A 23716-nucleotide genomic window follows, 5' to 3' on the forward strand; every position below is an offset into this window, starting at 1 on the left:
CCAAAGGCCAGAAGAATGCAGCGCTGTATCACCGGCAGAATTTTAGAAAATAGGATAGCGGTGTATACGTTCATATTGTACTTTTGTGGGAGAGGTGTCAAGGGAAATATGACGGAAAATCAGAGCAAAACTGGGGACTGGATTTTAAATAAAAATGTGTTATGATAAAGCCATTACAGCGGAAAGGAATAGTTGATCCTATGATTACGATAGCTATTGTGGAAGATGAAGAGGCTTATGCAAAGCAGCTGACAGAATATATAGAAAAATATCAGAGAGAATCCGGGAAGAGTATAAGAGTAATTCGTTTTTCGGACGGAGATGAGATTGTAGAAAAATATACAGGCGAATATGATATTATTCTGATGGACATTCAGATGAAATTTATGGATGGAATGTCTGCGGCGGAAGCGATCCGGAAGCGGGATACCAAAGTCGTGATCATGTTTATCACAAATATGACAAATTATGCGATCCGCGGATATGAAGTGGATGCCATGGATTATGTGCTGAAACCGGTGTCGTATTTTGCTTTTTCCCAGAAATTGGATCGGGCTATTAAGCGGATTCCACACAAGGCAGGGAATCCGGTTATCGTAAATACCGCGGACGGTATTGTCAGGACGGATACGTCTTCCATTTACTATATTGAGAGTGAAGGGCACAATCTGATCTATCATACCACAGACGGTGAGATCAAAGAGAGAGCCAAAATGCAGGATGCAGAGGAAAAATTTGTTCCGCTGGGATTTTTCCGGAGTAATAAAGGATATCTTGTAAATCTTGAATATGTGGATGGCGTAAAGGACGGCTGCTGTATAATAAAGGGAGAAGCCCTTTTGATCAGCAGAGCCAGAAGAAATGATTTTATGACAGCATTGACACAATACATGGGAGAACACTAATGATAGGAGAAGTACTGACGGACGATTATCAGAATATTCCACGATATTATACCGCTTTGGCGGAGTGGATCTGCTGCATGCTGCCGTGCTTTTTTTATCCGAGAAAAGTAGGCAAGGCACGTTTTGCAATTGCGGCACTGTGCACATTGATCTTGATGACGGTGTGGCTTGTGTGGACGGGAGATGTTCCGATCCAAGTATGGCTGTTATGTGTACTGCTCCCGGTGGGAATGATGTTTTGTCTGTTGTATTTTACAATAGATATTTCCGAGAAGATGGTGCTTTATTGTTGCATGAAGGCCTTTTTGTCGGCAGAATTTATGGCATCTCTGGAATGGCAGCTGGAATATTTTGTTCATAACGGAAGAGAGAAAAGAGATTTCCCGAACTGGATTATTCTGATCCTGGTCTATGGTACGGTGGCAGGAATATACTGGGTAATCGATAAACGGATGAAGCGAGGGGACACGGAATTGGAAGTGGGGAATAAGGAGTTGTTCAGTACCCTGTTGATCGTTGCCTGTGCGTACACCATCAGCAATCTGAGTTTTGTATACCAGAACACGCCGTTCAGCGGAACGATTCTGTCGGATATATTTACCATTCGTACGTTATCGGACTGTGCCGGTCATGCAATTCTATATGCATATCAAAGTCTGAGATACGAGGTAAGTGCGGAGAAGGAACTGTCAAAGATTCAGAGCATGCTGACGGCACAATACGACAGTTACCGCAATTATCAGGAGGTAACAGACCTGATCAATATGAAATATCATGATCTGAAACATCAGATTGCAGGACTTCGGGCAGAACAGGATCCGCAAAAACGTTCTCTCTGGATCGATCAAATGGAGGGAGAGCTTGCGGCATATCAACCGGAGAGACAGACGGGAAATCAGGTACTGGACGGAGTGCTGGACGGGAAAATGCCGCTGATGCATAATTATCAGATAGAATTTACCTGCGTGGCAGACGGAAGCCTTTTGAAATTTATGCATGTGACGGACATCTGCACCATCTTCGGAAATGCGCTGGACAATGCAATAGAGCATGTGCTCCTGATCCTGGATCCGGAGAAACGAATCATTCACATGGAGGTATCGGCGAGAAAACAGTTTGTATATGCGGAAATCAGGAATTATTGCAACCAGGATGTGACGATCCGAAACGGATTTCCGATCACGACAAAAAAGGATGCAAAAAACCATGGCTTTGGAATCAAAAGCATCAGTTATACCGTAAAAAAGTATAACGGAACCGTGCAGTTTGGGGTAAAGGATCATTTCTTTTCCATCAGGATTCTGATTCCGAAAGAATAAGCAATCAAAAAGAAAACATACCACACAAGATCTAAAATATCAGTTTGTGACACATTTACGACCATTTGTGCCAAACAGATATTTTAGATTTTTTTGTATGTATAATCATAATCACAAAGTAATTCATAAACCGAAACGGAAGGAGGGATAGAGAGAATGCGGCACGAAGACCTGATAAAACAGATGACAGCAAAGCAAAAGGTCGCGTTTTTAACCGGAAAAAATGAATGGGAATCCAGAGAATATCCGCAGTTTGGAATTCCCGGTCTCTTTTTCTCTGACGGGCCGAGCGGTGTGCGAAAGCAGGAAGGCGCGGGAGATCACCTAGGACTGAATCCTTCGGTTCCGGCAACCTGTTTCCCGTCTCCGTCCACACTGGCCAACAGCTGGGAGGAACAGTTGGAGGAAAAAGTCGGAGAGGCTTTGGGCAGAGAAGCCGTATTGCAAAACATTCACGTTTTACTTGCGCCGGGACTCAATATAAAGAGGAATCCGTTGTGCGGAAGAAATTTTGAATATTTTTCGGAAGATCCGTACTTATCCGGAAAAATGGCTGCAGCAGCCATAAGAGGAATTCAAAAAAACGGCGTCGGGGCATGCGCAAAACATTTTGCCGTGAACAGCCAGGAAGAACGGCGTATGGCGCTGAATGCGAAACTGGACGAAAAAACTTTGCGGGAATTGTATCTGACGGGATTTGAAATTGCCGTAGAAGAAGGTCACCCACAGGCGGTCATGTCAGCATACAATGAGATAAACGGCATTTATGCAAATGAAAATGAATTCCTGTTAACGCAGATTTTAAGAAAAGAATGGGGATTTGACGGATTTGTAGTGACAGACTGGGGCGGCGGAAACGATTTTACGGAAGGCGTAAAAAGCGGATCTACTCTTCAGATGCCGGGATGTGGACTGGACAGTGCCAGAGAATTGTTGCAGGCTCTTGAGGACGGAAAGATCACGGAAGAACAAATAGATGAGCGCGTGGATGAATTGCTGGATGCCGCATTGACAATACCAAAGAAGGTCGCGGAAAAAAGACAGCAGTTGGAAAATCCGGTGAAGGTTTATTCCGAGAATCATAAAATAGCGGAGGAAGCAGCGGAGAAAAGTGCTGTTTTGCTGAAAAATGAGGATGCAATCCTTCCTTTAAAGCAAGACCGGAAAATAGCGATCATCGGAGATTTTGCTTTTGAACCGAGGTATCAGGGAGCCGGATCCTCCTGTGTAAGAGCAATCGGGGTGGAAACGATCGTCGACCTTGCCGATAAAATGGGACTTCCTATCGTAGGAGCGGCGAGAGGCTATCAGAGAAACGGAAAAGAAGATAAAAAGCGGGAAAAAGAAGCGCTGGAGCTGGCCGAGCAGGCGGATATCGTATTGTATTTTCTGGGTCTTGCGGAATCCCTGGAGACGGAGGGCAAGGACAGAAAGGATATCAATATCGCACAGAACCAGATACAATTGCTTCACGAATTAGCTCGTAAAAATCCCAATATAGTGGCGGTGCTCAGTACAGGAAGCATGGTAAATACCTGGTGGAAAGGAGACTGTAAGGCAATTTTGCTGGATGGACTTGCCGGAGAAGCGGGAGCCGGAGCTGTGTGGAAATTGCTGACCGGTGAATGCAATCCATCCGGAAAATTAACCGAGACCTGGCTGAGAAGCTATGAAGATACGCCGTCCTATCCGGATTATCCGGCAAAGGAACGTGATCTGGTATATAAAGAAGGAATTTTTGTCGGCTATCGCTATTTTGACAAAAACCAAATACCGGTGTCGTACCCCTTCGGCTACGGACTGTCCTATACCACATTTGCGTACAGAGATCTCAGGACAGACGAAAACGGAATCCGATTATATGTAAAAAACACGGGACCAAGAGAAGGAAGTGAGATCGTTCAGATGTACATAAGTCTTCCGGAAAGCCGGATCGTGAGACCGGAGAAGGAATTAAAAGGATTTTACAAAGTACACTTGCTTCCGGGTGAGGAAAAAGAGGTTGCGATTCCTTTTGACGATAAGACCTTCCGCTTCTTCTGTGAGAGATGTGGGAAGTGGAAGACGGAGAAAGGCACCTATCAGATTCTGGTGGGAGCAAGCAGCCAGGACATTCGCCTGAAATCCTCCGTCTTCGTGGAAGGAACCCGGACAGAGACGGAAGAAAGCGAGGACTTGCGGCAGGATAAGCAAAATAGCCTCAAAAAAGAAGACAAAAAGGGAAATTCTGCAAAAAGAATTCTGCTAAACAGAAATGATCCGCTATCAAGCATGATTTATGCGAGAAATCCTGTGGCAAGGCTGATTGCCCATGGTATGAAAAGAAAGATCGACAGAGCGGAAAAGGAGGGACAGCCTGTTGACTTAAATACCCTGTTCCGCTATAATATGCCGTTTCGGGCGATTGCAAAGATGACGGAAGGCATGGTATCCATGAAAATGGTAGACAGTATGCTAAAGATGATAAACGGTCATTTTTGTTCCGGTTTATGTTCATTGGTAAAAGAGTTCTTCAGAAATCAAAAAGCAAATAAAGCGTATGAAAAAGAACTGAAGCAAAATATATAAGGAGGAACCTATGAAAAAGAAAGAAGCAAAGGGAGTGTGGAAAGCATTAAGTCTGGGCCTCAGCCTGCTGCTTGCAGTATCTGCGGCAGGTACGGATGCTGTTTTTACATGGCAGAACACAATTACCAGATATATGGGAACCACGACAGGAAGTGTAACAGGAGCTGACGGAGATAATAATTTCGTGTCAGACTATTCCAGCATTGAAGACCTGCTGGCAGCAAAAAGGGATCTGTGTATACAGATCGGAGAAGAGGGCTGTGTATTATTAAAGAATGAAAATGATGCACTTCCTATCAACAAGACGGATAAGATCAGTCTCTTTGGAAGAAACAGTACCGACTTTGTAGTGGGATTGTCTGCCGGCGGCGGAAAAATATCAGGAGATGATGATTTGAAGACCGTATTTGATTCCGTAGGCGTCTCCATCAATGAGACTCTTTGGAATTATTACACCAGCAGCGAGGAAGGCAAGAGAAGATCTTCAGAGCAGATCAAGATTGGTGAAATCGATCCGGCTTCCTATCCTTCCGATGTAAAGGCAAGTTATTCGGAATACAGTGATGCGGCATTTGTGGTAATCTCCAGAAACTTCGGAGAGGGACATGATGCACCTACCGATCCTGCGGCAATTCTTGACGGTGACGGCACACACTATGCACTGCAGCTTCAGGAAAAAGAAAGAGCAGTGATCGAGGAAGCTAAGAAATGCTCGGATAAAGTCATCGTTATCATCAACAGTGATAACGTAATGGAAATCGGCGAATTGAAGGATGATCCTGAGATTGATGCGATTCTGCAGGTAGGTGGTACCGGTGTGTATGGTTTGTACGGCGTGGCAAATGTCATTACCGGTGAGACATCTCCTTCCGGACATCTGGTAGATACTTATGCATACAGCAATTTCTCTTCTCCTGCGTCACAGAATTACGGTGACTTCAGCTTCAGCAATTACGATCATACCTATGTGGTATATCAGGAAGGTATTTATGTAGGTTATAAATACTACGAGACAAGATATGAAGATGCAGTCATGGGACAGGGAAATGCAGTGTCTGCGGCAGGTGCTGTGAACAGTGAAGGCGACTGGAACTATCAGCAGGAAATCGTATATCCATTCGGATACGGACTTTCCTATACAGAGTTTACACAGAAAATCACAGATGTATCCTGGGATACGGAGAACAGAACTGTTACGGTAACCGTTGATGTAAAGAACATCGGAGATTACGACGGAAAAAGTGTCGTAGAACTTTATGCACAGACACCTTATACCGAATATGATAAGGAAAATAAGGTGGAAAAAGCATCTGTACAGCTGGTTGGCTACGGCAAGACACAGACACTTGCGGCTGGAACCGGTGAAGAGACCGTTACAATCACAGTCAATATGGATCATCTCGCAAGCTATGATTATACCGGAGCGGGAACTTACATTTTGGATTACGGAACCTATTATTTCGCAATCGGTAATGGATCGCATGAAGCTGCCAATAATATTCTGGCAGCAAAAGGATATACGACAGCAGACGGAATGGATGCCGAAGGAGATGCACAGAAGGCAGTTACCTATGAGTATACCGGAAGCGGAGAAGTGGATGCACAGACCTGTTCAACTTCTTCTTATACAGGAGCAGAAATCACCAATCAGCTGGAGAGCGTAGATCTGAATTACTATGGTGAAGATTTAGTGACCTACTTATCCAGAAGTGACTGGAGCGGAACCTGGAGCGGCCCGATCAGCTTAAGCGCAACCGATCAGATGCAGCAGCTGCTGTCAGACGGATCTTCTTATTCTGTAGAGACCACTGATAATGATCTGTCTAACGTAAAGGAAGGCGTCAACTACGCATCAACCGCAACAAATGTGAATTTCTATGAGTTATACGGAAAAGATTATGATGATCCTATCTGGGAAGATGCATTGAATCAGCTGACACTGGATGAGATGACAAGAATTGTCGGTCTTGCCAACAGTGGAACAATCAGCTCTATCAATATGCCTGAGTATCTGCAGTTTGACGGACCTCTGGGAATCGTAGGAAGTTACGAAACAGATAAGATCGAATATGCCGTATCTGCAACCATGTATCCCACAGAGCCGATGTGGGCAAGCACCTACAATCATGAACTGGCACTTGAGATCGGCAAAATGTACGGAAATGACGGACTGTGGACCGGATATCAGTGTGTATGGGGTCCCGGATGTGATACGCACAGAACACCTTTTTGCGGAAGAAATGCAGAGTATTTCAGTGAAGACGGTGTGATCGCTTATTACTTCGCAAAAGAAATGAGTGAAGGCTCCATCGAATATGGTCTGAGCTGCGGACCTAAGCATTTTGTATTAAACGATCAGGAAGTAAATAGAGGCGAGGTAGCAACCTTTGCCAATGAACAGGCAATACGTGAGATCTATCTGAGAGCATTTGAAGGACCTATGGCAGCAGGAAAAGCACTGGATGCGATGTGCGGTAAGAACCACATGGGTTGTATGCCGGCTTCTGCACTGGAAAGCCTGCTTCGCAATATCGTACAGGATGAATGGGGATTCAAGGGAGCGATCATATCGGATTCCTCCGAAGAGAAAAACAGCAGCGGAGCGTTCGCAGTAGTTGCCGGACTGACAGAATTCGATACCATGACGAAGGCTTATATCAGCGGTTCCGGTTCCCTGACTCCTGAGAAGATCAGCAGCGATGCAACATTATTCACAGCCGTGAGAGAGGCTTGTCACAGAAATCTGTATCTGTTTGCCAATACTTCTCTTACAAACAACTTAAGCAGTGATACCGTTGTAGCCAACCAAATGACCTGGTATCAGATCACAATGATCATTATAACAATTGTAATTGCAGTATTGCTGGCAGGAGCAGTCGCAATGCAGTTGATCGGCAAGAAAACGCGTCAGAAGGAGGTGAAATAATATGGAAAAGATTAAAATCGGTATCAAACAAAGTAAGAAAGGCCTGATCTGCTCCATCATTGCGATTGTCGGAATTGTCGTCGGATTAGTGATGTATATTGTCACAACAGGAAATACAAACGGAGAAGTGAGTATTGTATTGACGGTGATTGCCATTATAGCAGCGCTGCTTGCAGCAACCTCCTGTTTCCTGTTTTATGCAGACGGATTTTTATCCATAATATCTGCCGCGTTTTCCCTGTACTGCATGTTGATGTTCGTGTCATCTCAGGCGGACAGCATCGGATATGCGGCAGCAGGGATCTCCGATATCGGATATGGAATCCAGAGCACGCTGATCGTGGGCTGTATCTGTTATTTGGCAGCGGTAGTTACGGAAAGTATTGCGGTTTTTTCAAAACAATAATGATAAATTCAAAAAGGAGAACAAAACGATGAGAAAAACGAAGAGATTTTTAGCAACATTACTGGCAGGAATCATGGTAGTGGCAATGGCAGGCTGCGGAAGCAAGAGTGGCGGAAACAAAGAGGATGTTACTTATTCTATTCAGGGCAACTACATCTATGAAAACGAAGACGGAGGAAATACCGATGCAAACGGTGTAACCTGGTATCTCATGGTGGATTCCGAGACCAAATTCCACATTGTAGGCGTAAAACCTTATACGGATGCAGCACCGTCTCTGCGTATTGATGAGGGACAGGTCGTAAGTGTAAACGGATATACACTGGATTGTAACTTCACCCCGTATTCTTCCTTCATGCAGTATCTGCAGCATGGACAGAATGACGAAGCTACCACTGAAACCGTAATGTCTATTACACAGGAAGCAATCGACGAGTACATGGACAAGACCGGTGACGAGTTCTTCCAGATCGAGCTGAACAGAACCAGCAATGACAATATGGCAAGCGGTACTTTCAAAGTATTAAATGATGTAGATCTCGGCTGGGGCTCCTGGCAGTAAGGGTATCTTAGATGAAGAAAATCGATTTTAATGCGGACTGGGAATATGAGGTGCTGACGAATCGGGCAGAGCATCCGGGCAGGGAAAAAATCACCCTGCCCCACGATGCCATGCTTCATGAGAAGCGGACAGAGAACAGCCCGGGAGCACAAAATACCGGATATTTTGAAGGAAACGACTATTTATACTGCAAATCTTTTTGGGTGCCCGAAAACTGGAGGGAAAAACATATTCTGATCGAGTTTGAGGGCATTTATCGTAATGCGGATATCCGGTTGAACGGAGAACAGATTTACTGCCGCCCAAATGGATACATGCAGTTCCTACTATCGTTGGATGACCGGTTACAGTACGGAAAAGAAAACACCATAGAAGTCTATGTGAAAAATTCCGACCAGCCGAACAGCAGGTGGTACTCCGGAGCCGGCATATACAGACCGGCATGGTTATATGTGGGAGAAAAGAGTGCTGTCGAGCCGGAAAACATCAGGATCACAACTGTGAAAACGTCACCGGCATTTGTGAAATTCGAAATATACGCGCAGGCACCGTGTAGGATCACCCTGGAAATAGGACACGGGCTGCAGGATGACGAAGTATATTTTATCACGGAAAGCAAAGATTCGGATGAATGCGGAAACGTAGCTTTGTTAATCAAGGTAGAAAATGCAAGATTGTGGAGTGCGGAGAATCCGTACCTGTATCGATATCGCATTACCGCCGGGGCAGATGTCAGCACAGGAACCTTTGGAATCCGTGAACTTAGCTGGGATGCAGAGAAAGGTTTCTGCATAAACGGCGTAAGAACGATTCTTAAGGGAGCCTGCATTCATCATGATAACGGTCTTCTCGGAGCCTGCTGTTATCCGGATGCCGAGGAACGTAAAGTAAGACTTTTGAAAGAGACCGGATATAATGCGATCAGGTCTGCACATAATCCCTGTTCCAAAGCATTGCTGGATGCCTGTGACAGACTGGGAATGCTGGTGCTGGATGAATATACTGACATGTGGTATATCCATAAAACACGTTATGACTATGCGTTGTATATGGAAAACCAGTGGGAAAAAGATCTGCTGGACATGGTGAACAAAGACTATAACCACCCCTGTGTTGTGATGTATTCCACCGGAAACGAAGTGGCGGAAACGGCACAGGAAAAAGGGATAGAGCTGACGAAGGATATGACAGCCTATCTGCACCGCCTGGATCGTACGAGGCCGGTAACCTGCGGTGTCAATATTTTCTTCAATTTGCTGAGTTCTATGGGATTTGGTGTGTACAGTGATAAAAAAGCAGAAGACACATCTCCCAAAAAGAAAGCGGTAGGCAGTGAATTCTATAACCGTCTGGCAGGAATGGTGGGAGATACCTTCATGAAAATGGGGGCGTGTCTGCACGGCTGTGACGTAAAGACAAGAGATGCCTATGAAAATATGGATATTGCGGGATATAATTACGGGATTTTGCGATATCGGCATGATTTGAAAAAATATCCGAAAAGACTGATTTTGGGAACGGAAACATTTTGCAGGGACGCTGCGAAGTTTTATGAAATTGCGGAAAAACATCCAAGAATACTGGGAGATTTCGTATGGGCCGGAATGGATTACATCGGCGAGACCGGAGTCGGAGCCTGGGAATATGAGGATTATGCACCGAAGAATGCACCGAAAAGCCATTGGCTTACAGCGGGAAGCGGAAGAATCGATATCACCGGAAAGCCTTTGGGAGAAGCATTGTATACAAAGGTGGTGTATGAACAGGAAAAAGGACCGTTTTTGGCAGTGCGGCCGGTATACCAGACTGGAAAGCATTCTCCTTCCGCCTGGAAGATGACGGATGCCATGGAATCCTGGTCCTTCCGCGGATGCGAAGGGAAACGTGCGGAAGTGGAAGTATACACGAGAGAGTCCGCGGCGGCATTGTTTTTAAATGGCAGGAAGATAGCAAAAAAGAAAAGGAAAAAGGATTGCAGGATCCGATTCACCGTTCCTTATGAAAACGGATGCCTGAAAGCTATTGTCTATGATGAGGCCGGAGAGGAAGCAGGCTGCTGCGAACTGATTACAGCCGGAGCAACTACCTGCCTGCTAATGATTCCGGAAAAGAGCACAGTAAGACCGGGGGAACTTCTCTATGTGAGACTGCGATACACAGATGAAAAGGGGATTTTAAAACCGATGGAACATCATCGTATGCAGATCTCGGTGACAGGAGGAAAACTCCTCGGATTTGGCAATGCCTGCCCTTGTAATCCCGAAGGATATCTTAACAGTTATGCGGATTCCTATTACGGAGAGGCACTTGCAATCATACAGGCGCAGCAGGCCGACACGATCGTCGCCAGAGCGAATGACGGAAGTCTGGAACAGGAAATACAGGTACCGGTCATATCGGGATAAAAGAACAGAAGGATGAGGTGTATACGAGCAAGACAGAGGTGATGACTTAATGAAAGAAAAATGGCGTAATTTCGCCGAAGACCATAAAAATATCATGGAATTCCTGAAGTTTTTTATCATCAGTAACGGAGTAACGGTGTTGCAGATGATATTGATGCCTGTTTTTAAAGGAATATTTGCACATACCGGTTTGACGGATATTAATTTTCAGTTGTGGCCGGTGGACCGGGAAGCAGACGGATCTACATATTATATTTTCAATTACGCAGCGGGCACACTGGATGCCGGCGGAGGCGGAGGACTTGCCTATTTTCTGGCAGTGCAGATCACTATGGCGATTGCACAGGTGATCAACTTTTTCTTACAAAGGAATGTTACCTTTAAATCCAAAGGCAATGTGTATAAAGCGGCAATGTGGTACGTAATCGCCTATATAATTATTACGCTAAGTGCTGCAGCATTACAGGGCTGGTATAAGGAACCTATTTACACACTGTTCATTCATACCTGGAACATGGGTAAAAAGGGAGAGACGATTGCAGATCTGATCACAATGATCATTAACTGCATTATTTCTTTCTGGGTGTATTATCCGATTTTGAAAATAATATTTCGTGAGGACAAAGGCGGAGAAAAGACTGCCTGATGCAAAGGTTCCCTCTTGCAAAGAAAAGGTTTATAGCATAAAATGAGAATACCTTCTTATCGGAACTTTACCGGGGAGGAATGCAAGAGACAAAGGAGGACTTTGTTATGAACCTTGTAATTACGATCAGCAGAAGATTCGGAACGGGAGCCAGTCTGATCGCGCAGGAACTGTCAAAGAAACTGGGAGTGCCGGTATATGATAAGGCATACATAGAGCACGAACTGGACGGCGACAGCTATGCGACGGAAGCAGAAGTCATAAAGGGACTTGCAAAACAGCCTTGTATCATTCTGGGACGCTGTGCATCTGAGATCCTGAAGGATCAGCCGAATGTGTTTAATGTGTATGTGTGTGCGGATAAGGAAGACCGCATTGCACGTATTATGAAAAAAGAGAAGCTTTCTCATGAGGATGCGAAAGCCATGCTCGAGAAAAATGACGCGGAGCGCGCTGATTATTACTACGAAAATACCGGAAAGGTATGGGGAGATGTGAATAACTATCACATGATCCTGGATACCACGAAGCTGGGAATCGAGAACTGCGCGGATATTCTGATCCGGTATTTCGAGAGAGTGGAAATCATCTAATCATTCAAACAGATGTCTGTAACGGACATCTGTTTTTCTGTGAAAAACATTTCGAGTGTAACGATAAAATTAATCAAGAATGAAAAAAGAGTAAGTGAAAATAATATTTTTTAATACAGCTAAAAACAGTAGATAAAATAAAAATTTTTAATCAAATGATAAAAACCAACAGATAAGGCAGAAAACGTATATTTTAATGGATTTCGGAGAATGTGACATAAATGTTAGATTAAAATACATCAATTAACATGATAAGAACATAACTTGCCTACAGAAATTATGAGTGTTAAGATAATGCAATCAGATAAGTGAAAATAGTAAAAACAGCAGGTTTTGAAAATAAAAAGTAATCATACGGCAGGAGGATTTCCATGAACAGCGCAGACATTGCAGCAAAATATCAGAAAACTTATTTTATGCCCCCCGAGGTGACCTACGACTGGGTAAAAAAGGACAGTATTACCAAGCCCCCTATCTGGTGCAGCGTTGACTTAAGAGACGGCAACCAGGCATTGATCGATCCCATGAGTCTGGAAGATAAGCTGGAATTCTTCAAGATGTTGGTAAAGATCGGTTTCAAGGAGATCGAGGTTGGTTTTCCCGCTTCCTCCGATACGGAGTACAATTTTATCCGTGCATTGATCGAGCGCGACATGATCCCGGAGGATGTGACCATTCAGGTATTGACGCAGGCAAGAGAGCATATCATCCGCAAGACCTTCGAAGCAGTCAAGGGTGCGCCCCACGCAGTGATCCATCTGTATAATTCTACTTCCGTAGAACAGAGAGAACAGGTATTTAAAAAGGATAAGGAAGCCATCAAGAAGCTGGCAGTAGACGGTGCCCGGATGTTAAAGAATCTGGCAGAGGAGACCGAAGGTAACTTCACCTTTGAGTACAGCCCGGAGAGCTTTTCCCAGACGGAGGTGGATTATGCATTGGAAGTCTGCAATGCAGTACTGGATGTATGGAAGCCCACTGCTGACTGTAAGGCAATCATCAATCTGCCCACCACCGTACAGGTGGCAATGCCCCATGTATTTGCCTGTCAGGTAGAATATATGCACAAGCATTTGAAATATCGTGATAATGTAGTACTCAGCGTACACCCCCATAACGACAGAGGCTGCGGTATCAGCGATGCGGAGTTCGGCGTACTGGCCGGAGCAGATCGTGTGGAAGGTACTTTGTTCGGCAATGGCGAACGTACCGGTAATGTGGATCTGGTTCAGGTAAGACACGATTTTTCATAAAACCGAACCTTTTACAGATGCATTCATCCTATGTGGTGACTGATCCGAACGGTTACGTTTGGGTAGGACAATAATAATATCACCTTGAAAAAGAAAGGAGGCTCATATGAGTAAACACCAGTACACAGCCCTGTATGAACGCCTTTCAAGGGATGATGAATTGCAGGGCGAGAGCAACAGTATCACTAATCAGAAGCAGCTTTTAGAGGACTACGCTAAAAAGCACGGCTTCGATCCCGTCCGTCATTTCACCGATGATGGAATCAGCGGTACCACCTTTGACCGTAAAGGCTTTAAGGCAATGATCGAAGAGGTTCTTGAGGGGAACATATCCACGATCATTGTTAAAGACATACGGCTCTTGCAAGGATGGGAATCCGGGTGCTTCATGCGAAACCAAGGGCTTGTCAGTCCAAGGGCAAGGTGGAAAAATTTCACCAGAAGGTAGACCAGTTCATTGCAGAGATACGGATAGCACAGGTGCATTCTTTAGAGGAGTTAAACCAGAAATGGAAATATTTTCTGGAGCAGGACTACCAGAAAGAAGCCCATGACGGGATAAAGGAGTATTATGACTCCCACGGAGTAAAGGTGCCTTCGGAAGGGATATCGCCCTTACAGGAGTTTACAAGGGATACCAGGGGGCTGGTGTTTCTGGATACGACAGTAGTAAGTGAAGCATTTCTCCATCATGAAAGCAGAAAACTGGATAACGCAGGATGTTTTTCTTTTGGGGACATCAAATACGAGGCCAGTGTAGCACTGGCAAATGCAGAGGTGGAAATCGCATATGACCCGATGAATACGGAAACAATAAAAGTGTTGTACCGGGATATGGAGCCAGTCATGGCACACCGTGTAAGAATCGAAGCGTTTTGTGACAGGAAGCCGGTGTTACCGGTTGGAATGACAGACAGGGTGCCGGAGACATCAAGGTTTCTGGATGCACTGGAAAAGAAATATAAAGAGGATCATCAGCTGATGGCGAATGCCCTTTCCTTTGGTGATTATGGAAAGGCAGGCGGTCAGAATGTATGAAGCATACTTTGAGATGATGAACACTCCTTTTTCCAGAGATGTACCAACGGACAGGCTGTATGTATCACCGCAGATAGAGGATGCAATCGGAAGACTGACCTATGCAGCAGACAGACAGCTGTTTGCAGTGGTTACGGCAGACCCGGGGTGTGGGAAATCCACACTGATCCGGATGTTTGAAGGAAGGCTTCCAAAGGATAAGTACATGCTTTTGTATCTGTCAGATTCAAAGCTGACACCAAGATGGCTGTATGCAGGTCTTCTGGATCAGATGGGACTGGAATCGCATTTTTACAGAGGAGATTCCAAGAGGCAGCTTCAGAAGGAGATTGAGAATGTCAGAAGTGTGCAGAAAAAACGGGTAGTATGTGTGCTGGATGAGGCACATCTGCTTGGAAAAGAAACACTGGAGGAATTCCGGTTCCTGCTGAACTACCGGTTTGATTCTGCCAGCCCGATGAGCCTGATTTTGGTGGGACAGACGGAACTGTGGGATCAGAAGTTAAGATTGCAGAGCTACGCCGCAATCCGCCAGAGAATCGATATGAATATCGTGTTAAATCGTCTGGATAGGGCAGAAACAGGGAAATATATCGCAGTACATATGGCATACGCAGGGGTGAAACAGGATGTGTTTACCAGTGGAGCCGAGGATGCAATCTTCAAGGTATCTGCGGGGATTCCGAGAATGATCAACCGAATCAGTGAGAAGACACTGATGTATGCATACCAGCAACAGAAACGGCTGATAGACGAACACATGGTAAGGTTTGTTGCCGACCACGAGATGGTAGGTGGAATAGAGTAAAACCGGGGCGAAAGCCCCGGAAACAGTGACAGAAAGAGGAACGAGTTTGTGACAGTGAGTGAGAGCAAAACTGTGACAGCTCATGAGATTTTTAACAATATTAGATTGCGAAATTTAGTATTGACCATGAAGGACAAGTCCGTTTTATCGGACATATAAAAAATTATACTGGAATCAAGATAAAGGAAGACAGCCTTAATCTTGGTTCCTTTTTATTTGAAATCAGCTATGCGAAGGAGGTAACAGCATGGAGAAAATGTTTTTTACAATCGCCGGAATGAAACATCATTATGGCAACGAATTTATGGAAGCAGGCATGGAAGTGAAGCTTGTGAAAGAACCAGATAATGAAGTGGATAAGGAGGCTATCAAAGTCGAGCTTGAAGGATTGGGGTTGATTGGATATGTGGCAAATAGTCCTTATACAGTAATGGGAGAAAGCATGAGTGCAGGCAGGCTGTATGACAAAATTGGTGATGAGGCAGTTGGCATCGTGAAATACAAATTGCTGGGCGGTGTGTTGTGTGAAGTAAAGATTTCGGATACTCATGTAGAAGAATAAAAAATATAATAATTTTGCCATTTGCTCAGGGGAGAATATCCTCTGGGCTTAGTGGCGTTTAAAGGAGGTTGATCTATATGGAGCAAATGAGTTTATTCGACATGGAAGAGACTGGAGTGGAGTTTGATGTGACCAAACGGTTGCAGGTGGTAAAGTCGCAGTTTGTTGAAGCACAGTCTGTTAGTTGGCAGGATTTATTCGAGGGATATGATGAAATATATGCTATTACTTTTCATCAGGTATTCAGTTTATGATGCAACTTTTAAACCGCTTTGAGTATGCAGAAGTTATCTTTGGCTGTGAAGGATTAGTGGATGATACGATGGCTGCCATTATGGCAGTTGAACGGACGCTTATTGAGAAAATCACACAGAACAAGTCTGCTTTGCAGATGTGTGAGAGAATGGAAGCAGAGGAATTGCGGTTGTATGTGTCGAGAGATATAAAATCACATGAAAAAGTGTTCTGTCTGCGAGCCAAGGATGGCAGGACAAGAGTTGTAACTGGAAGTGCAAATATGTCAGCGTCTGCTTTCTGCGGAATTCAGAGAGAGAATATTACCTACTACGACGATGCAGAGGCATATAAGTGGTATAAGAACCGATTCGATTCTTTTAAGGAAGTCTGCTCTGATAATGTGAATCAGACGGTTATGATGCGTACTATGGAAGATGATGGATACCTTGAAGAACATCCAGAGGAAATACCGATTGTCAAGACGATTGAGAAGCGGGAAATACTTATCATTGAAAAGGATGAAGAGGAATCGGATGAGACGGAGCTGATAGTTAGCGTAAAAGGTTTGGAGGCTGAGTTGAAGCCGATGTTACCGAAGCCTAAGAAGTCAGATGGTAAGTTGATTTTGACATCGGAGCATATACAGAAATTCAAGAGAACGCATAAGGAGCATCTGGCAGAGAAGAAGGAGAAACAAAAGAAACTGCCAAAACTGCATATTGATTATGATATGGAGAAGTTGAGTTTTAACGGTAAGGAATGCAATCTGAATCCGGAACCGGAGCAAGTAAAGAAGGATATTGGTTTTCTGCTGAGTTATCTGAGTAGTTTGAATACGTTTTATGGAGATGTGGAGCAAGCGCAGAAGGATTATTATGCTTTTATGAATTGGTATTTTGCGAGCTTATTTATGCCATACTTAAGATACGTGGCATTTAAAAACAGCTACGAGGTCACGTTGTTCCCGGTGGTGGGTGTGATTTACGGAGAATCAAACGGAGGCAAATCGACGTTTCTTAAAATGCTGTCGAAGCTGATGTGTAATGCGAGGATACCATTAAATTCCACAGCTGATTTTACGGCATCAAATATAGAGGCATTGAAGAGAGGCTGTGAAGGAGTTCCATTGAATATTGATGACCTTGATAAAACGCAGTTCCGCAGTCATGCAGATAAGATTATTAAGGATGATGAATGGGGTATCAGAGACCATTTTATCAATTATCCGGCGGTAGCTATTACTACAAATAGATTACCTTCTTTAGAGGCACCGATATCTAAGAGGGCGATTGGATGTAGAATCAATGCAAAGATTGATAAAGAAGCCGGTATTAAGAATTCCAAAAAAATAAACGAAAGCATGCGTAATATTACCAATAGTTTTTACTGTGAATATGTGCGCAGGATGCTTCCCAAGATTGCAGATATGGTAGAACATATGAAACTGGGAAATGTAGATTATTTGCCGGATATTTTTGCGATATCGTCGGAAGTATTGGTGGATATTATTGACGAGTTTGCTTCTGACGAAAAACCGGATTACTTTGCAGTGCTAAGCTATACTGATTATTTTGGAGAAAAGGTGGTAGGTAGAAATGCTATAGCAAAGATTATCAATGCCTGGGAGAATGAGAAGAAGCAATTCACGATTGATAGGAAGAAAAACAAGCTGATATATACCTATCCGGAGGGAGCAAATACATATGAGCTGAGATATATTTGTGATGAATTACCTCCGAAGTTGAATGCCAAGGTGGCATCTAGAAGTTTGGTGATGGATTTGGACATGGCGTGTGAATTCTTTGGTACAAAATTTAAGAAAAGTATATTCTAGGCAAGGAGCTTTGCCCCAAATTGTGGGGCGAAGCTTTTTCTCCTTGTATAGCTCAAGAATATCATGAGGTTGGATGAGATGCAATGATATGAAATTTTCAAAAAATTATGCATTGAAACTTTCCAGCTGTAGAGACCGGTCATCAATATACCAGTCGCAGGTAATCTTCCGACTGTTACTGCCATAGTATTCTACAATTTCCGGAAGGTTGTCGTTGACAGCATCGAATTCCAGACCGTGCTCCTGACACCAAGCGACAGCATTCGACAGAGCTTCGCCGATGCGACAGGTCCAGAGGATGAGCTTGTTGCCATCGGATTTCCATTTCTTGAGATAATTGATAAGTGCCTGATTGGGTTCGCCGCAATCGGGCCACTTACTAAAGCATAAGGTGCCGTCAAAGTCGACAGCTATGATTTGATAATTACGTTCCATGACGGCCTCCTTTCTCTTCATCTTTTTTTTCGTTTTTATCCGGAAAAATAAGTGGTAGAGCAACCTTAAAATAATTTGCTATTCTATACGCCATCTGCACGGAAGGGTCATGTGTACCTCTTTCAATATAGCCGATAGTTCTCCGGCTACAGTCTACAGCTTCTGCCAGTTTGTCTTGTGAAATGTTAGCCTGCTGGCGGAACTGTAATAAATTATTAGGGTATGACTGCATTCCATGTTTGGTCTTGCAGTATCCTGTATCTTTTACTTCCATCGAATCACTCCATTCACAAAAATGTGGTAGCCGGGCTGCCCCAGCCTATGGTCTAATTCTATAATTTTATGTGTCCAATAATACGGTCTTAATTCAGAACCCGACCAAAAATCTTAAAGGAGCTTTCGTCAGTAACCTTAATAGGTTCATATTTGCTATTAAGGGATATGAGGTATACTCCGTCCTTATCATCCTTAAGCTGCTTGCAGTAGGTCATACCGTCGAGGTAGAAGATACCGATTTCGCCACTGCTTAAGGAATTTGTCTGCTGTACCCATACAGCCTGATTATCATGATAGCGAGGCTCCATACTGTCACCGTTGAGTGCCAGTCCGAAGTCGGCTTCTTCGGGAACTTCTTTGCCCACTTCAATGATTTCAAAGTTTTCATCATCCAGAAATTCACCGGTACCGGCAGATGCTGCCAAGGTGGACCATTTGATAGGTCTGCGGAAAGGAATAATGGTAGCTTCCTGCTTTTGGAACTGTTCAGAGAGCAGGAGCAGTCCGATGTATTCTAAAGCTTTTGCTTTTCCTTCCTCATTCAGCTTTGCTAATGGGTCATCCGGATTAAAACCAATGAATTCATTATAGATATCAGTGATGCCAAGTATCTTGCACAAAGCAAGGAATTGTTGCGCATTCGGATAGCTGATATCCTTTTCCCATGCGCTGACAGCCGCATTCGATACATTGATTCCGTAGAAGCGGAGTTTCTCTGATACGTCTATCTGTGACATTTTCTTAGCTTTTCTGTATGTGGCGAGTGTAACGCCGATTTTCTTTTCCATAATAGTATATGCCTTTCCTGTATCTGCAAATTTGGAGCGCAGATACAAATTTGCGCGTGAAAATTTATTTTCACACTTACCTCACAAAGTGCCTTGCACTGTTCATAATCAAATGATATACGAAAGAAAAATATTTTTCAAGAGAAAATCAATAATAAATTGAATTGGCAAAAATTTTGCCGTTGATTTCAATTGGAGTTTGATTTATGATATATCTTGCGAGGACGCTTCGATACCGTGCCACGGAGAAAACGAGACCGATATGGAGGAGGTGGAAGGGATGAAGGACAGAACGATTTTGCATTCAGATATCAATTGTTGTTATGCGGCCATTGAGCATCTGCATCATCCGGAGTTAGCCGGGAAGCCTTTGGCAGTAGGAGGAGACCCCGAAGCAAGACATGGAATTGTTTTGACAGCTGACTACATTGCCAAGAAATGCGGTGTGAAGACAGGCATGGCACTCTGGCAGGCAAAACAGGTTTGTCCGGAAATCAATTTTATCTCACCAAGAATGGACTTATATCTTCGGTTTTCCAAAATGGCGCATGAGATTTACGGAGAGTATACCGACTTACAGGAAGCCTATGGGATTGATGAAAGCTGGCTGGATGTAACAGACAGCGTGAGCCTAAAGGGAGATGGATATCGGATTGCTCAGGAAATCAGTAATCGCATGAAGTCAGAACTTGGAATCACGGTAAGTATTGGTGTGTCATTTAATAAGATATATGCTAAGCTTGGTTCCGATTACAAAAAGCCGGATGCGATAACGACGATGTATCGGGATGAATTCCGACAGAAAGCGTGGGTACTGCCTGCATCCGATTTGCTTTATGTGGGGCGAAGTACATCAGCGAAGTTGCAGAAATTAGGCATCAGAAGTATCGGAGATTTGGCAAGGACGGATGAAAAGATTTTGCATTCGCAACTTGGCAAGATGGGAGATATTCTGTGGGCTTTTGCAAACGGTTACGATGATTCACCGGTAAAGTATGAGGATGCGCATGCTCCTATTAAATCCATCGGCAACAGTACCACAACACCGAGGGACTTGGTGAATGAGCAGGATGTGAAGATTGTTCTTACGATATTAGCAGAGAGTGTAGCTGCAAGGCTGCGGGAAAATGGTTTTAAATGCCGAGTGGTAGAAATCAGTGTCCGGGATAATGAGTTGTTTTCATTTACCAGACAGAGGAAAATCGACCATGCTACCAATGTGACGAGAGAGATAGCGGAGGAAGCATTCCGGTTATTTCAGGAGAATTACAACTGGCAGAAACCGATTCGAAGCGTAGGTGTGAGAGGAGCCGACCTTGTAAATGATAATTATTGGGAGCAGATAGATTTGTTCTCAAGTGTAGAATTTAGAGAAAAGCAGATGAAGGTGGATACGGCGGTGGATGATATCCGTCGCCGGTTTGGCTTTTACAGTGTGCAGCGTGGGATTATGTATTTTGATAAGATGCTGTCCTCTGTGGATGCGAAAGCAGAGCATACGGTTCACCCTCATGGCTATTTCGGATAAGAATGGAGGTTTGGTGCATGGCAAATAGAGGACAGATTATGACGGATAAGGATAAAGAAATGTATAATGTAATTTCCTTGTATATAGCGCAGAAAGGGTATTCTCCAACAGTGAGAGAATTATGCGCAATGACTGGAGTTCGTTCGACATCAACCGTACATGGTAGATTAAAAAAATTGGAGAGTCTAGGTAAGATTAGAAAACTTACGGAAAGCCCAAGGACGATTACAGTGGTATAGGAGGCAGTATGGAATCATGTAAGGTTTATGTGGACGTAGATGCTACGTTTACTAAGGATGGCCGGTTATTACCACGGAGCTTTATCTGGACGGACGGACACCGGTATGAGATACAGCGTGTCAAGCATATATGCAGAGCTGCCAGTTTGAAGGCAGGTGGTGTGGGGATGAGGTATACCTGCATCATAGATGGCAAGGAAAGTCATCTGTATTATGAGGATAACAATATGTGGTTTGTGGAGGGGCGATAATTCTAAGGAATGGAGTTAGTCAGGAAAAAAGGTCAGCGAGAAGTACAAAGGACGAGTGGTGCGGACTTCGGCACATCGGAACTCATTCGTCATTTAACAGTCATCAATGGTTTTCCTTTCCCTTTACCGTTGAGTAATTACAGTCAACAGGAGGATTTTGATGATGATAGATAGAAAAGATAAGAGATTTGTAAGCTGCCCGGTGTGTGGCAGAGTTCTGATGAAATGTCAGGGAGAGTGTAATATTGAGATAACCTGCGGAAAATGCAACCGAGAAATTGTTGCCCTTGTGGATAACGAGAGAGTGATGGTGCTGGAGAATCGCAGAGGGAATGGTCAGGTAGGACAGGTCAAGGTAAGCGTCCAGAAGACCAAGGGCTGTAAGCAGATGCAACCGATGAAGCGAGCAGCAAATTATTAAGCAAGAATACAATCGAATAGAATGAGGAATCAGAAGAACCGTCGGATTTGGCTGGAACCATCAGGGTCGGCACTGATTACCAAGAGTTTGTTAAAGAGCTGGATTTAGCAGAGAACTATCAGGAGCCGACAAAACGGAGATAACGCCAGGTGGCATATATTATTAGCTACCGGTCTTATTGTCATACGTTTTGTCGGCTCTTTATGCGTTTTCTCCGTTTCGGACTCCGGAAATGGAGAGAATGATGGAAAAGACAGTAGGACAGAGAATTAAGGAATGCAGATTAAAATTAGGAATGACACAGCAGGAGTTCGCTGAGGTAATGTATATGCCAAAATCAACAATATCCGCTTATGAAAGGGATGTAGTAGATTTGAAGCTGGGAACCATTAAGGAACTTGCAAATGCGCTGCATACTACGGTTGGATATTTGATTGAGGGCGAAAAAGAGGAATTTGATGAGGATGTAATGCGTGCAGCGATGATGTTGCAGAATATGCCGGAGGAATTGAGAAGAGTTGCTGTGGAGCAGGTAAAGGTGTTGAATGGGTTGGCGAAGTAAAACAATTATGTGGGCTGTAATATCCTTCGGAGAAGAAATTCCCCGGAGGATATTTTTTTGTCTCCAAGTACAATGCCATTGTACTTTTTGTACAATAACTGGGTAACGACCGGCAAGCCATCACAAGCTATAATAAACCTTGTCAACGAGATAAAGAAGCAAAACCGGTTCTGCTTCAGAAATTCATAAGGAGGCATGTATGAAATCTGGAGCAATTAGCATTGACAGATATGCTGGTGGAGAGCCAGCAGAACAATTTGATTTTCTGTATGAAAACTTTTCTATTCTACAGGAGCTGTTAAAGGATTACAGGGAAGAGCTGATAATGGAAGTGATTGAGCAAAAGGCTTATAATCGCCACTCACAAAATGGAGATTTGGGTGTAAGGATTCAGGTATCCATGGGAATCAGTAATCCGACTATGAATAAGGCAATCGAGCACATGACAGTGGCGCAGGCGATTGATGAAGGGCTGCTGGATGAGGATTTCTTCGAGGATACGGATAACAAGCAGGAACTGATTCGTAAAGTGACCTGTTACCACCGCGTAAATACTGATTTGGAGATATTCACTTCGAAGCTTGGAACCATGTGCTTGAAGGACCAGAACATTATCAGACCGTATCTCCTTCGGGAGAAGTCGATGGATGACTTAGCGGTGGATTTGGGAATTGATTACCGGTCCGCAGTGAAGCATGTGTACAGAATTAAGAAACGATTGATTGAAAAGGTTGAGCCGAAGCTTACTGTTATGAATAGAAGAGGAGCATAAGATTATGGGATTTAGAAGAACAGATGTGGAAGAGACAGCATTATATGCGAAGAAGTTTGTGCGTTACGATGAAGGGGCAAGGAAATACAGCATGGGGCTTTCGAAGTTTCAGACCCTTGCCAGAGAAGCAAAGGCAACTTATAAGGTGGATAAACTGGTGCTTGTAAATTGTGATTTGTTTGAAAAATATCTGGAGACTTTTAGAGAATATTAAAGAAAGCCTTGGGAGTGTGCGGGTAACAATAAAATGATGAATAGGGCTTGATTTTTCGCGATTTATATTGCGAATCCGAACCGTAAGAGATATAATATATATCGTAGCAAATATTTTGCGTTTGCGGTTCGTTTACGAATCAGGTCCTCTTTTTTTAGGAGGATAGAG

Annotated in this window: 24 protein-coding genes and 2 pseudogenes; 23 read left to right on the forward strand and 3 right to left on the reverse strand. The window is 43.9% G+C overall.

Annotation, left to right across the window (positions count from 1 at the left end; genetic code table 11):
- The first annotated feature begins 200 nt into the window (after positions 1-200).
- The 16 genes and pseudogenes from V6984_RS03065 (at position 201) to V6984_RS03145 (ending at position 18062) form a co-directional block, all read left to right on the forward strand.
- Positions 201-905, forward strand: a complete 705-nt coding sequence (locus tag V6984_RS03065; RefSeq protein WP_425324247.1) for a LytR/AlgR family response regulator transcription factor — start codon at positions 201-203, stop codon at positions 903-905.
- Positions 905-2224, forward strand: a complete 1320-nt coding sequence (locus V6984_RS03070) for an ATP-binding protein (protein WP_342758344.1) — start codon at positions 905-907, stop codon at positions 2222-2224. Before V6984_RS03065 ends, V6984_RS03070 begins: the two co-directional genes overlap by 1 nt.
- Positions 2225-2380: 156 nt before the next feature.
- Positions 2381-4792: a glycoside hydrolase family 3 C-terminal domain-containing protein gene (locus V6984_RS03075; RefSeq protein ID WP_342758345.1), complete on the forward strand. Its 2412-nt coding sequence runs from the start codon at positions 2381-2383 to the stop codon at positions 4790-4792.
- 10 nt (positions 4793-4802) lie between these two features.
- Positions 4803-7718 (forward strand): glycoside hydrolase family 3 protein, encoded by a 2916-nt coding sequence (locus V6984_RS03080; protein WP_342758346.1) that lies wholly within the window; start codon positions 4803-4805, stop codon positions 7716-7718.
- A gap of 1 nt (position 7719) precedes the next feature.
- Positions 7720-8124, forward strand: coding sequence for a hypothetical protein (locus V6984_RS03085; RefSeq protein WP_342758347.1), 405 nt, complete (start codon positions 7720-7722; stop codon positions 8122-8124).
- A gap of 28 nt (positions 8125-8152) precedes the next feature.
- A complete protein-coding gene (locus V6984_RS03090) occupies positions 8153-8686 on the forward strand; it encodes a hypothetical protein (RefSeq protein ID WP_342758348.1) in 534 nt (177 codons plus the stop codon).
- A gap of 11 nt (positions 8687-8697) precedes the next feature.
- Positions 8698-11091 (forward strand): glycoside hydrolase family 2 TIM barrel-domain containing protein, encoded by a 2394-nt coding sequence (locus V6984_RS03095; protein WP_342758349.1) that lies wholly within the window; start codon positions 8698-8700, stop codon positions 11089-11091.
- Positions 11092-11140: 49 nt separating this feature from the next.
- Positions 11141-11737: a GtrA family protein gene (locus V6984_RS03100; protein WP_342758350.1), complete on the forward strand. Its 597-nt coding sequence runs from the start codon at positions 11141-11143 to the stop codon at positions 11735-11737.
- Positions 11738-11844: 107 nt separating this feature from the next.
- Positions 11845-12330 (forward strand): cytidylate kinase-like family protein, encoded by a 486-nt coding sequence (locus V6984_RS03105; protein WP_342758351.1) that lies wholly within the window; start codon positions 11845-11847, stop codon positions 12328-12330.
- Between the two features lie 371 nt (positions 12331-12701).
- A pseudogene (locus V6984_RS03110) lies at positions 12702-13559 on the forward strand (2-isopropylmalate synthase); the annotation flags it as partial.
- Positions 13550-13938, forward strand: a pseudogene (locus tag V6984_RS22300) (recombinase family protein); the annotation flags it as partial. The pseudogenes V6984_RS03110 and V6984_RS22300, both read left to right, overlap by 10 nt.
- A 68-nt stretch (positions 13939-14006) precedes the next feature.
- The gene (locus V6984_RS03125; protein ID WP_342758352.1) at positions 14007-14621 is read left to right on the forward strand and encodes a Mu transposase C-terminal domain-containing protein; all 615 of its coding nucleotides are present in this window, start codon (positions 14007-14009) and stop codon (positions 14619-14621) included.
- Entirely contained in the window at positions 14593-15429 is an 837-nt protein-coding gene (locus V6984_RS03130) for an ExeA family protein (protein WP_342758353.1), read from the forward strand. The genes V6984_RS03125 and V6984_RS03130 overlap by 29 nt, the downstream gene beginning before the upstream one ends.
- Positions 15430-15676: 247 nt before the next feature.
- Positions 15677-15991, forward strand: coding sequence for an HIRAN domain-containing protein (locus V6984_RS03135; protein WP_342758354.1), 315 nt, complete (start codon positions 15677-15679; stop codon positions 15989-15991).
- 77 nt (positions 15992-16068) lie between these two features.
- Complete coding sequence (locus tag V6984_RS03140; RefSeq protein WP_342758355.1) at positions 16069-16245, forward strand: hypothetical protein; 177 nt, start codon at positions 16069-16071, stop codon at positions 16243-16245.
- Positions 16242-18062, forward strand: a complete 1821-nt coding sequence (locus tag V6984_RS03145) for a restriction endonuclease PLD domain-containing protein (protein ID WP_342758356.1) — start codon at positions 16242-16244, stop codon at positions 18060-18062. The genes V6984_RS03140 and V6984_RS03145 overlap by 4 nt, the downstream gene beginning before the upstream one ends.
- A 105-nt stretch (positions 18063-18167) precedes the next feature.
- On the opposite strand, the gene V6984_RS03150 is transcribed toward V6984_RS03145, so the two are convergent.
- The 3 genes from V6984_RS03150 to V6984_RS03160 all read right to left on the reverse strand — a co-directional run bounded on the left by V6984_RS03150 (position 18168) and on the right by V6984_RS03160 (position 19561).
- A complete protein-coding gene (locus tag V6984_RS03150) occupies positions 18168-18497 on the reverse strand; it encodes a hypothetical protein (protein WP_342758357.1) in 330 nt (109 codons plus the stop codon).
- The gene (locus tag V6984_RS03155) at positions 18487-18771 is read right to left on the reverse strand and encodes a helix-turn-helix transcriptional regulator (RefSeq protein ID WP_342758358.1); all 285 of its coding nucleotides are present in this window, start codon (positions 18769-18771) and stop codon (positions 18487-18489) included. Before V6984_RS03155 ends, V6984_RS03150 begins: the two co-directional genes overlap by 11 nt.
- 88 nt (positions 18772-18859) lie before the next feature.
- Positions 18860-19561 carry a LexA family transcriptional regulator gene (locus V6984_RS03160; protein ID WP_342758359.1) on the reverse strand — a complete coding sequence of 234 codons (702 nt, stop codon included), beginning with the start codon at positions 19559-19561 and terminating at the stop codon, positions 18860-18862.
- A 280-nt stretch (positions 19562-19841) separates the two neighbouring features.
- Here V6984_RS03160 and dinB point away from each other — a divergent pair, with 280 nt between their 5' ends.
- From dinB to V6984_RS03195, 7 genes are all read left to right on the forward strand, one after another.
- The gene (gene dinB, locus V6984_RS03165) at positions 19842-21089 is read left to right on the forward strand and encodes a DNA polymerase IV (RefSeq protein ID WP_342759933.1); all 1248 of its coding nucleotides are present in this window, start codon (positions 19842-19844) and stop codon (positions 21087-21089) included.
- A gap of 17 nt (positions 21090-21106) precedes the next feature.
- Positions 21107-21328, forward strand: coding sequence for a DNA-binding protein (locus tag V6984_RS03170; protein ID WP_342758360.1), 222 nt, complete (start codon positions 21107-21109; stop codon positions 21326-21328).
- 8 nt (positions 21329-21336) lie between these two features.
- Positions 21337-21579 carry a hypothetical protein gene (locus V6984_RS03175; protein ID WP_342758361.1) on the forward strand — a complete coding sequence of 81 codons (243 nt, stop codon included), beginning with the start codon at positions 21337-21339 and terminating at the stop codon, positions 21577-21579.
- A gap of 160 nt (positions 21580-21739) precedes the next feature.
- Positions 21740-22000: a hypothetical protein gene (locus V6984_RS03180; RefSeq protein ID WP_342758362.1), complete on the forward strand. Its 261-nt coding sequence runs from the start codon at positions 21740-21742 to the stop codon at positions 21998-22000.
- 241 nt (positions 22001-22241) lie between these two features.
- Entirely contained in the window at positions 22242-22562 is a 321-nt protein-coding gene (locus tag V6984_RS03185; RefSeq protein WP_342758363.1) for a helix-turn-helix transcriptional regulator, read from the forward strand.
- 199 nt (positions 22563-22761) lie between these two features.
- On the forward strand, positions 22762-23334 hold the full coding sequence (locus V6984_RS03190) for a hypothetical protein (RefSeq protein WP_342758364.1): 573 nt from the start codon (positions 22762-22764) through the stop codon (positions 23332-23334).
- Between the two features lie 4 nt (positions 23335-23338).
- Positions 23339-23548, forward strand: coding sequence for a DUF6462 family protein (locus V6984_RS03195; RefSeq protein ID WP_342758365.1), 210 nt, complete (start codon positions 23339-23341; stop codon positions 23546-23548).
- Positions 23549-23716: the final 168 nt, after the last annotated feature.

It is taken from the genome of Kineothrix sp. IPX-CK, from assembly GCF_039134705.1.
Classification (GTDB): domain Bacteria; phylum Bacillota; class Clostridia; order Lachnospirales; family Lachnospiraceae; genus Kineothrix; species Kineothrix sedimenti.

Excerpts from the sequence above, each read along its gene's own strand:
- V6984_RS03065 (WP_425324247.1), top strand. The coding sequence starts at position 201 with ATGATTACGATAGCTATTGTGGAAGATGAAGAGGCTTATGCAAAGCAG.
- V6984_RS03070 (WP_342758344.1), top strand. The coding sequence starts at position 905 with ATGATAGGAGAAGTACTGACGGACGATTATCAGAATATTCCACGATAT.
- V6984_RS03075 (WP_342758345.1), top strand. The coding sequence starts at position 2,381 with ATGCGGCACGAAGACCTGATAAAACAGATGACAGCAAAGCAAAAGGTC.
- V6984_RS03080 (WP_342758346.1), top strand. The coding sequence starts at position 4,803 with ATGAAAAAGAAAGAAGCAAAGGGAGTGTGGAAAGCATTAAGTCTGGGC.
- V6984_RS03085 (WP_342758347.1), top strand. The coding sequence starts at position 7,720 with ATGGAAAAGATTAAAATCGGTATCAAACAAAGTAAGAAAGGCCTGATC.
- V6984_RS03090 (WP_342758348.1), top strand. The coding sequence starts at position 8,153 with ATGAGAAAAACGAAGAGATTTTTAGCAACATTACTGGCAGGAATCATG.
- V6984_RS03095 (WP_342758349.1), top strand. The coding sequence starts at position 8,698 with ATGAAGAAAATCGATTTTAATGCGGACTGGGAATATGAGGTGCTGACG.
- V6984_RS03100 (WP_342758350.1), top strand. The coding sequence starts at position 11,141 with ATGAAAGAAAAATGGCGTAATTTCGCCGAAGACCATAAAAATATCATG.
- V6984_RS03105 (WP_342758351.1), top strand. The coding sequence starts at position 11,845 with ATGAACCTTGTAATTACGATCAGCAGAAGATTCGGAACGGGAGCCAGT.
- V6984_RS03130 (WP_342758353.1), top strand. The coding sequence starts at position 14,593 with ATGGAAAGGCAGGCGGTCAGAATGTATGAAGCATACTTTGAGATGATG.
- V6984_RS03135 (WP_342758354.1), top strand. The coding sequence starts at position 15,677 with ATGGAGAAAATGTTTTTTACAATCGCCGGAATGAAACATCATTATGGC.
- V6984_RS03140 (WP_342758355.1), top strand. The coding sequence starts at position 16,069 with ATGGAGCAAATGAGTTTATTCGACATGGAAGAGACTGGAGTGGAGTTT.
- V6984_RS03145 (WP_342758356.1), top strand. The coding sequence starts at position 16,242 with ATGATGCAACTTTTAAACCGCTTTGAGTATGCAGAAGTTATCTTTGGC.
- V6984_RS03150 (WP_342758357.1), bottom strand. The coding sequence starts at position 18,497 with ATGGAACGTAATTATCAAATCATAGCTGTCGACTTTGACGGCACCTTA.
- V6984_RS03155 (WP_342758358.1), bottom strand. The coding sequence starts at position 18,771 with ATGGAAGTAAAAGATACAGGATACTGCAAGACCAAACATGGAATGCAG.
- V6984_RS03160 (WP_342758359.1), bottom strand. The coding sequence starts at position 19,561 with ATGGAAAAGAAAATCGGCGTTACACTCGCCACATACAGAAAAGCTAAG.
- dinB (WP_342759933.1), top strand. The coding sequence starts at position 19,842 with ATGAAGGACAGAACGATTTTGCATTCAGATATCAATTGTTGTTATGCG.
- V6984_RS03170 (WP_342758360.1), top strand. The coding sequence starts at position 21,107 with ATGGCAAATAGAGGACAGATTATGACGGATAAGGATAAAGAAATGTAT.
- V6984_RS03175 (WP_342758361.1), top strand. The coding sequence starts at position 21,337 with ATGGAATCATGTAAGGTTTATGTGGACGTAGATGCTACGTTTACTAAG.
- V6984_RS03180 (WP_342758362.1), top strand. The coding sequence starts at position 21,740 with ATGATGATAGATAGAAAAGATAAGAGATTTGTAAGCTGCCCGGTGTGT.
- V6984_RS03185 (WP_342758363.1), top strand. The coding sequence starts at position 22,242 with ATGATGGAAAAGACAGTAGGACAGAGAATTAAGGAATGCAGATTAAAA.
- V6984_RS03190 (WP_342758364.1), top strand. The coding sequence starts at position 22,762 with ATGAAATCTGGAGCAATTAGCATTGACAGATATGCTGGTGGAGAGCCA.
- V6984_RS03195 (WP_342758365.1), top strand. The coding sequence starts at position 23,339 with ATGGGATTTAGAAGAACAGATGTGGAAGAGACAGCATTATATGCGAAG.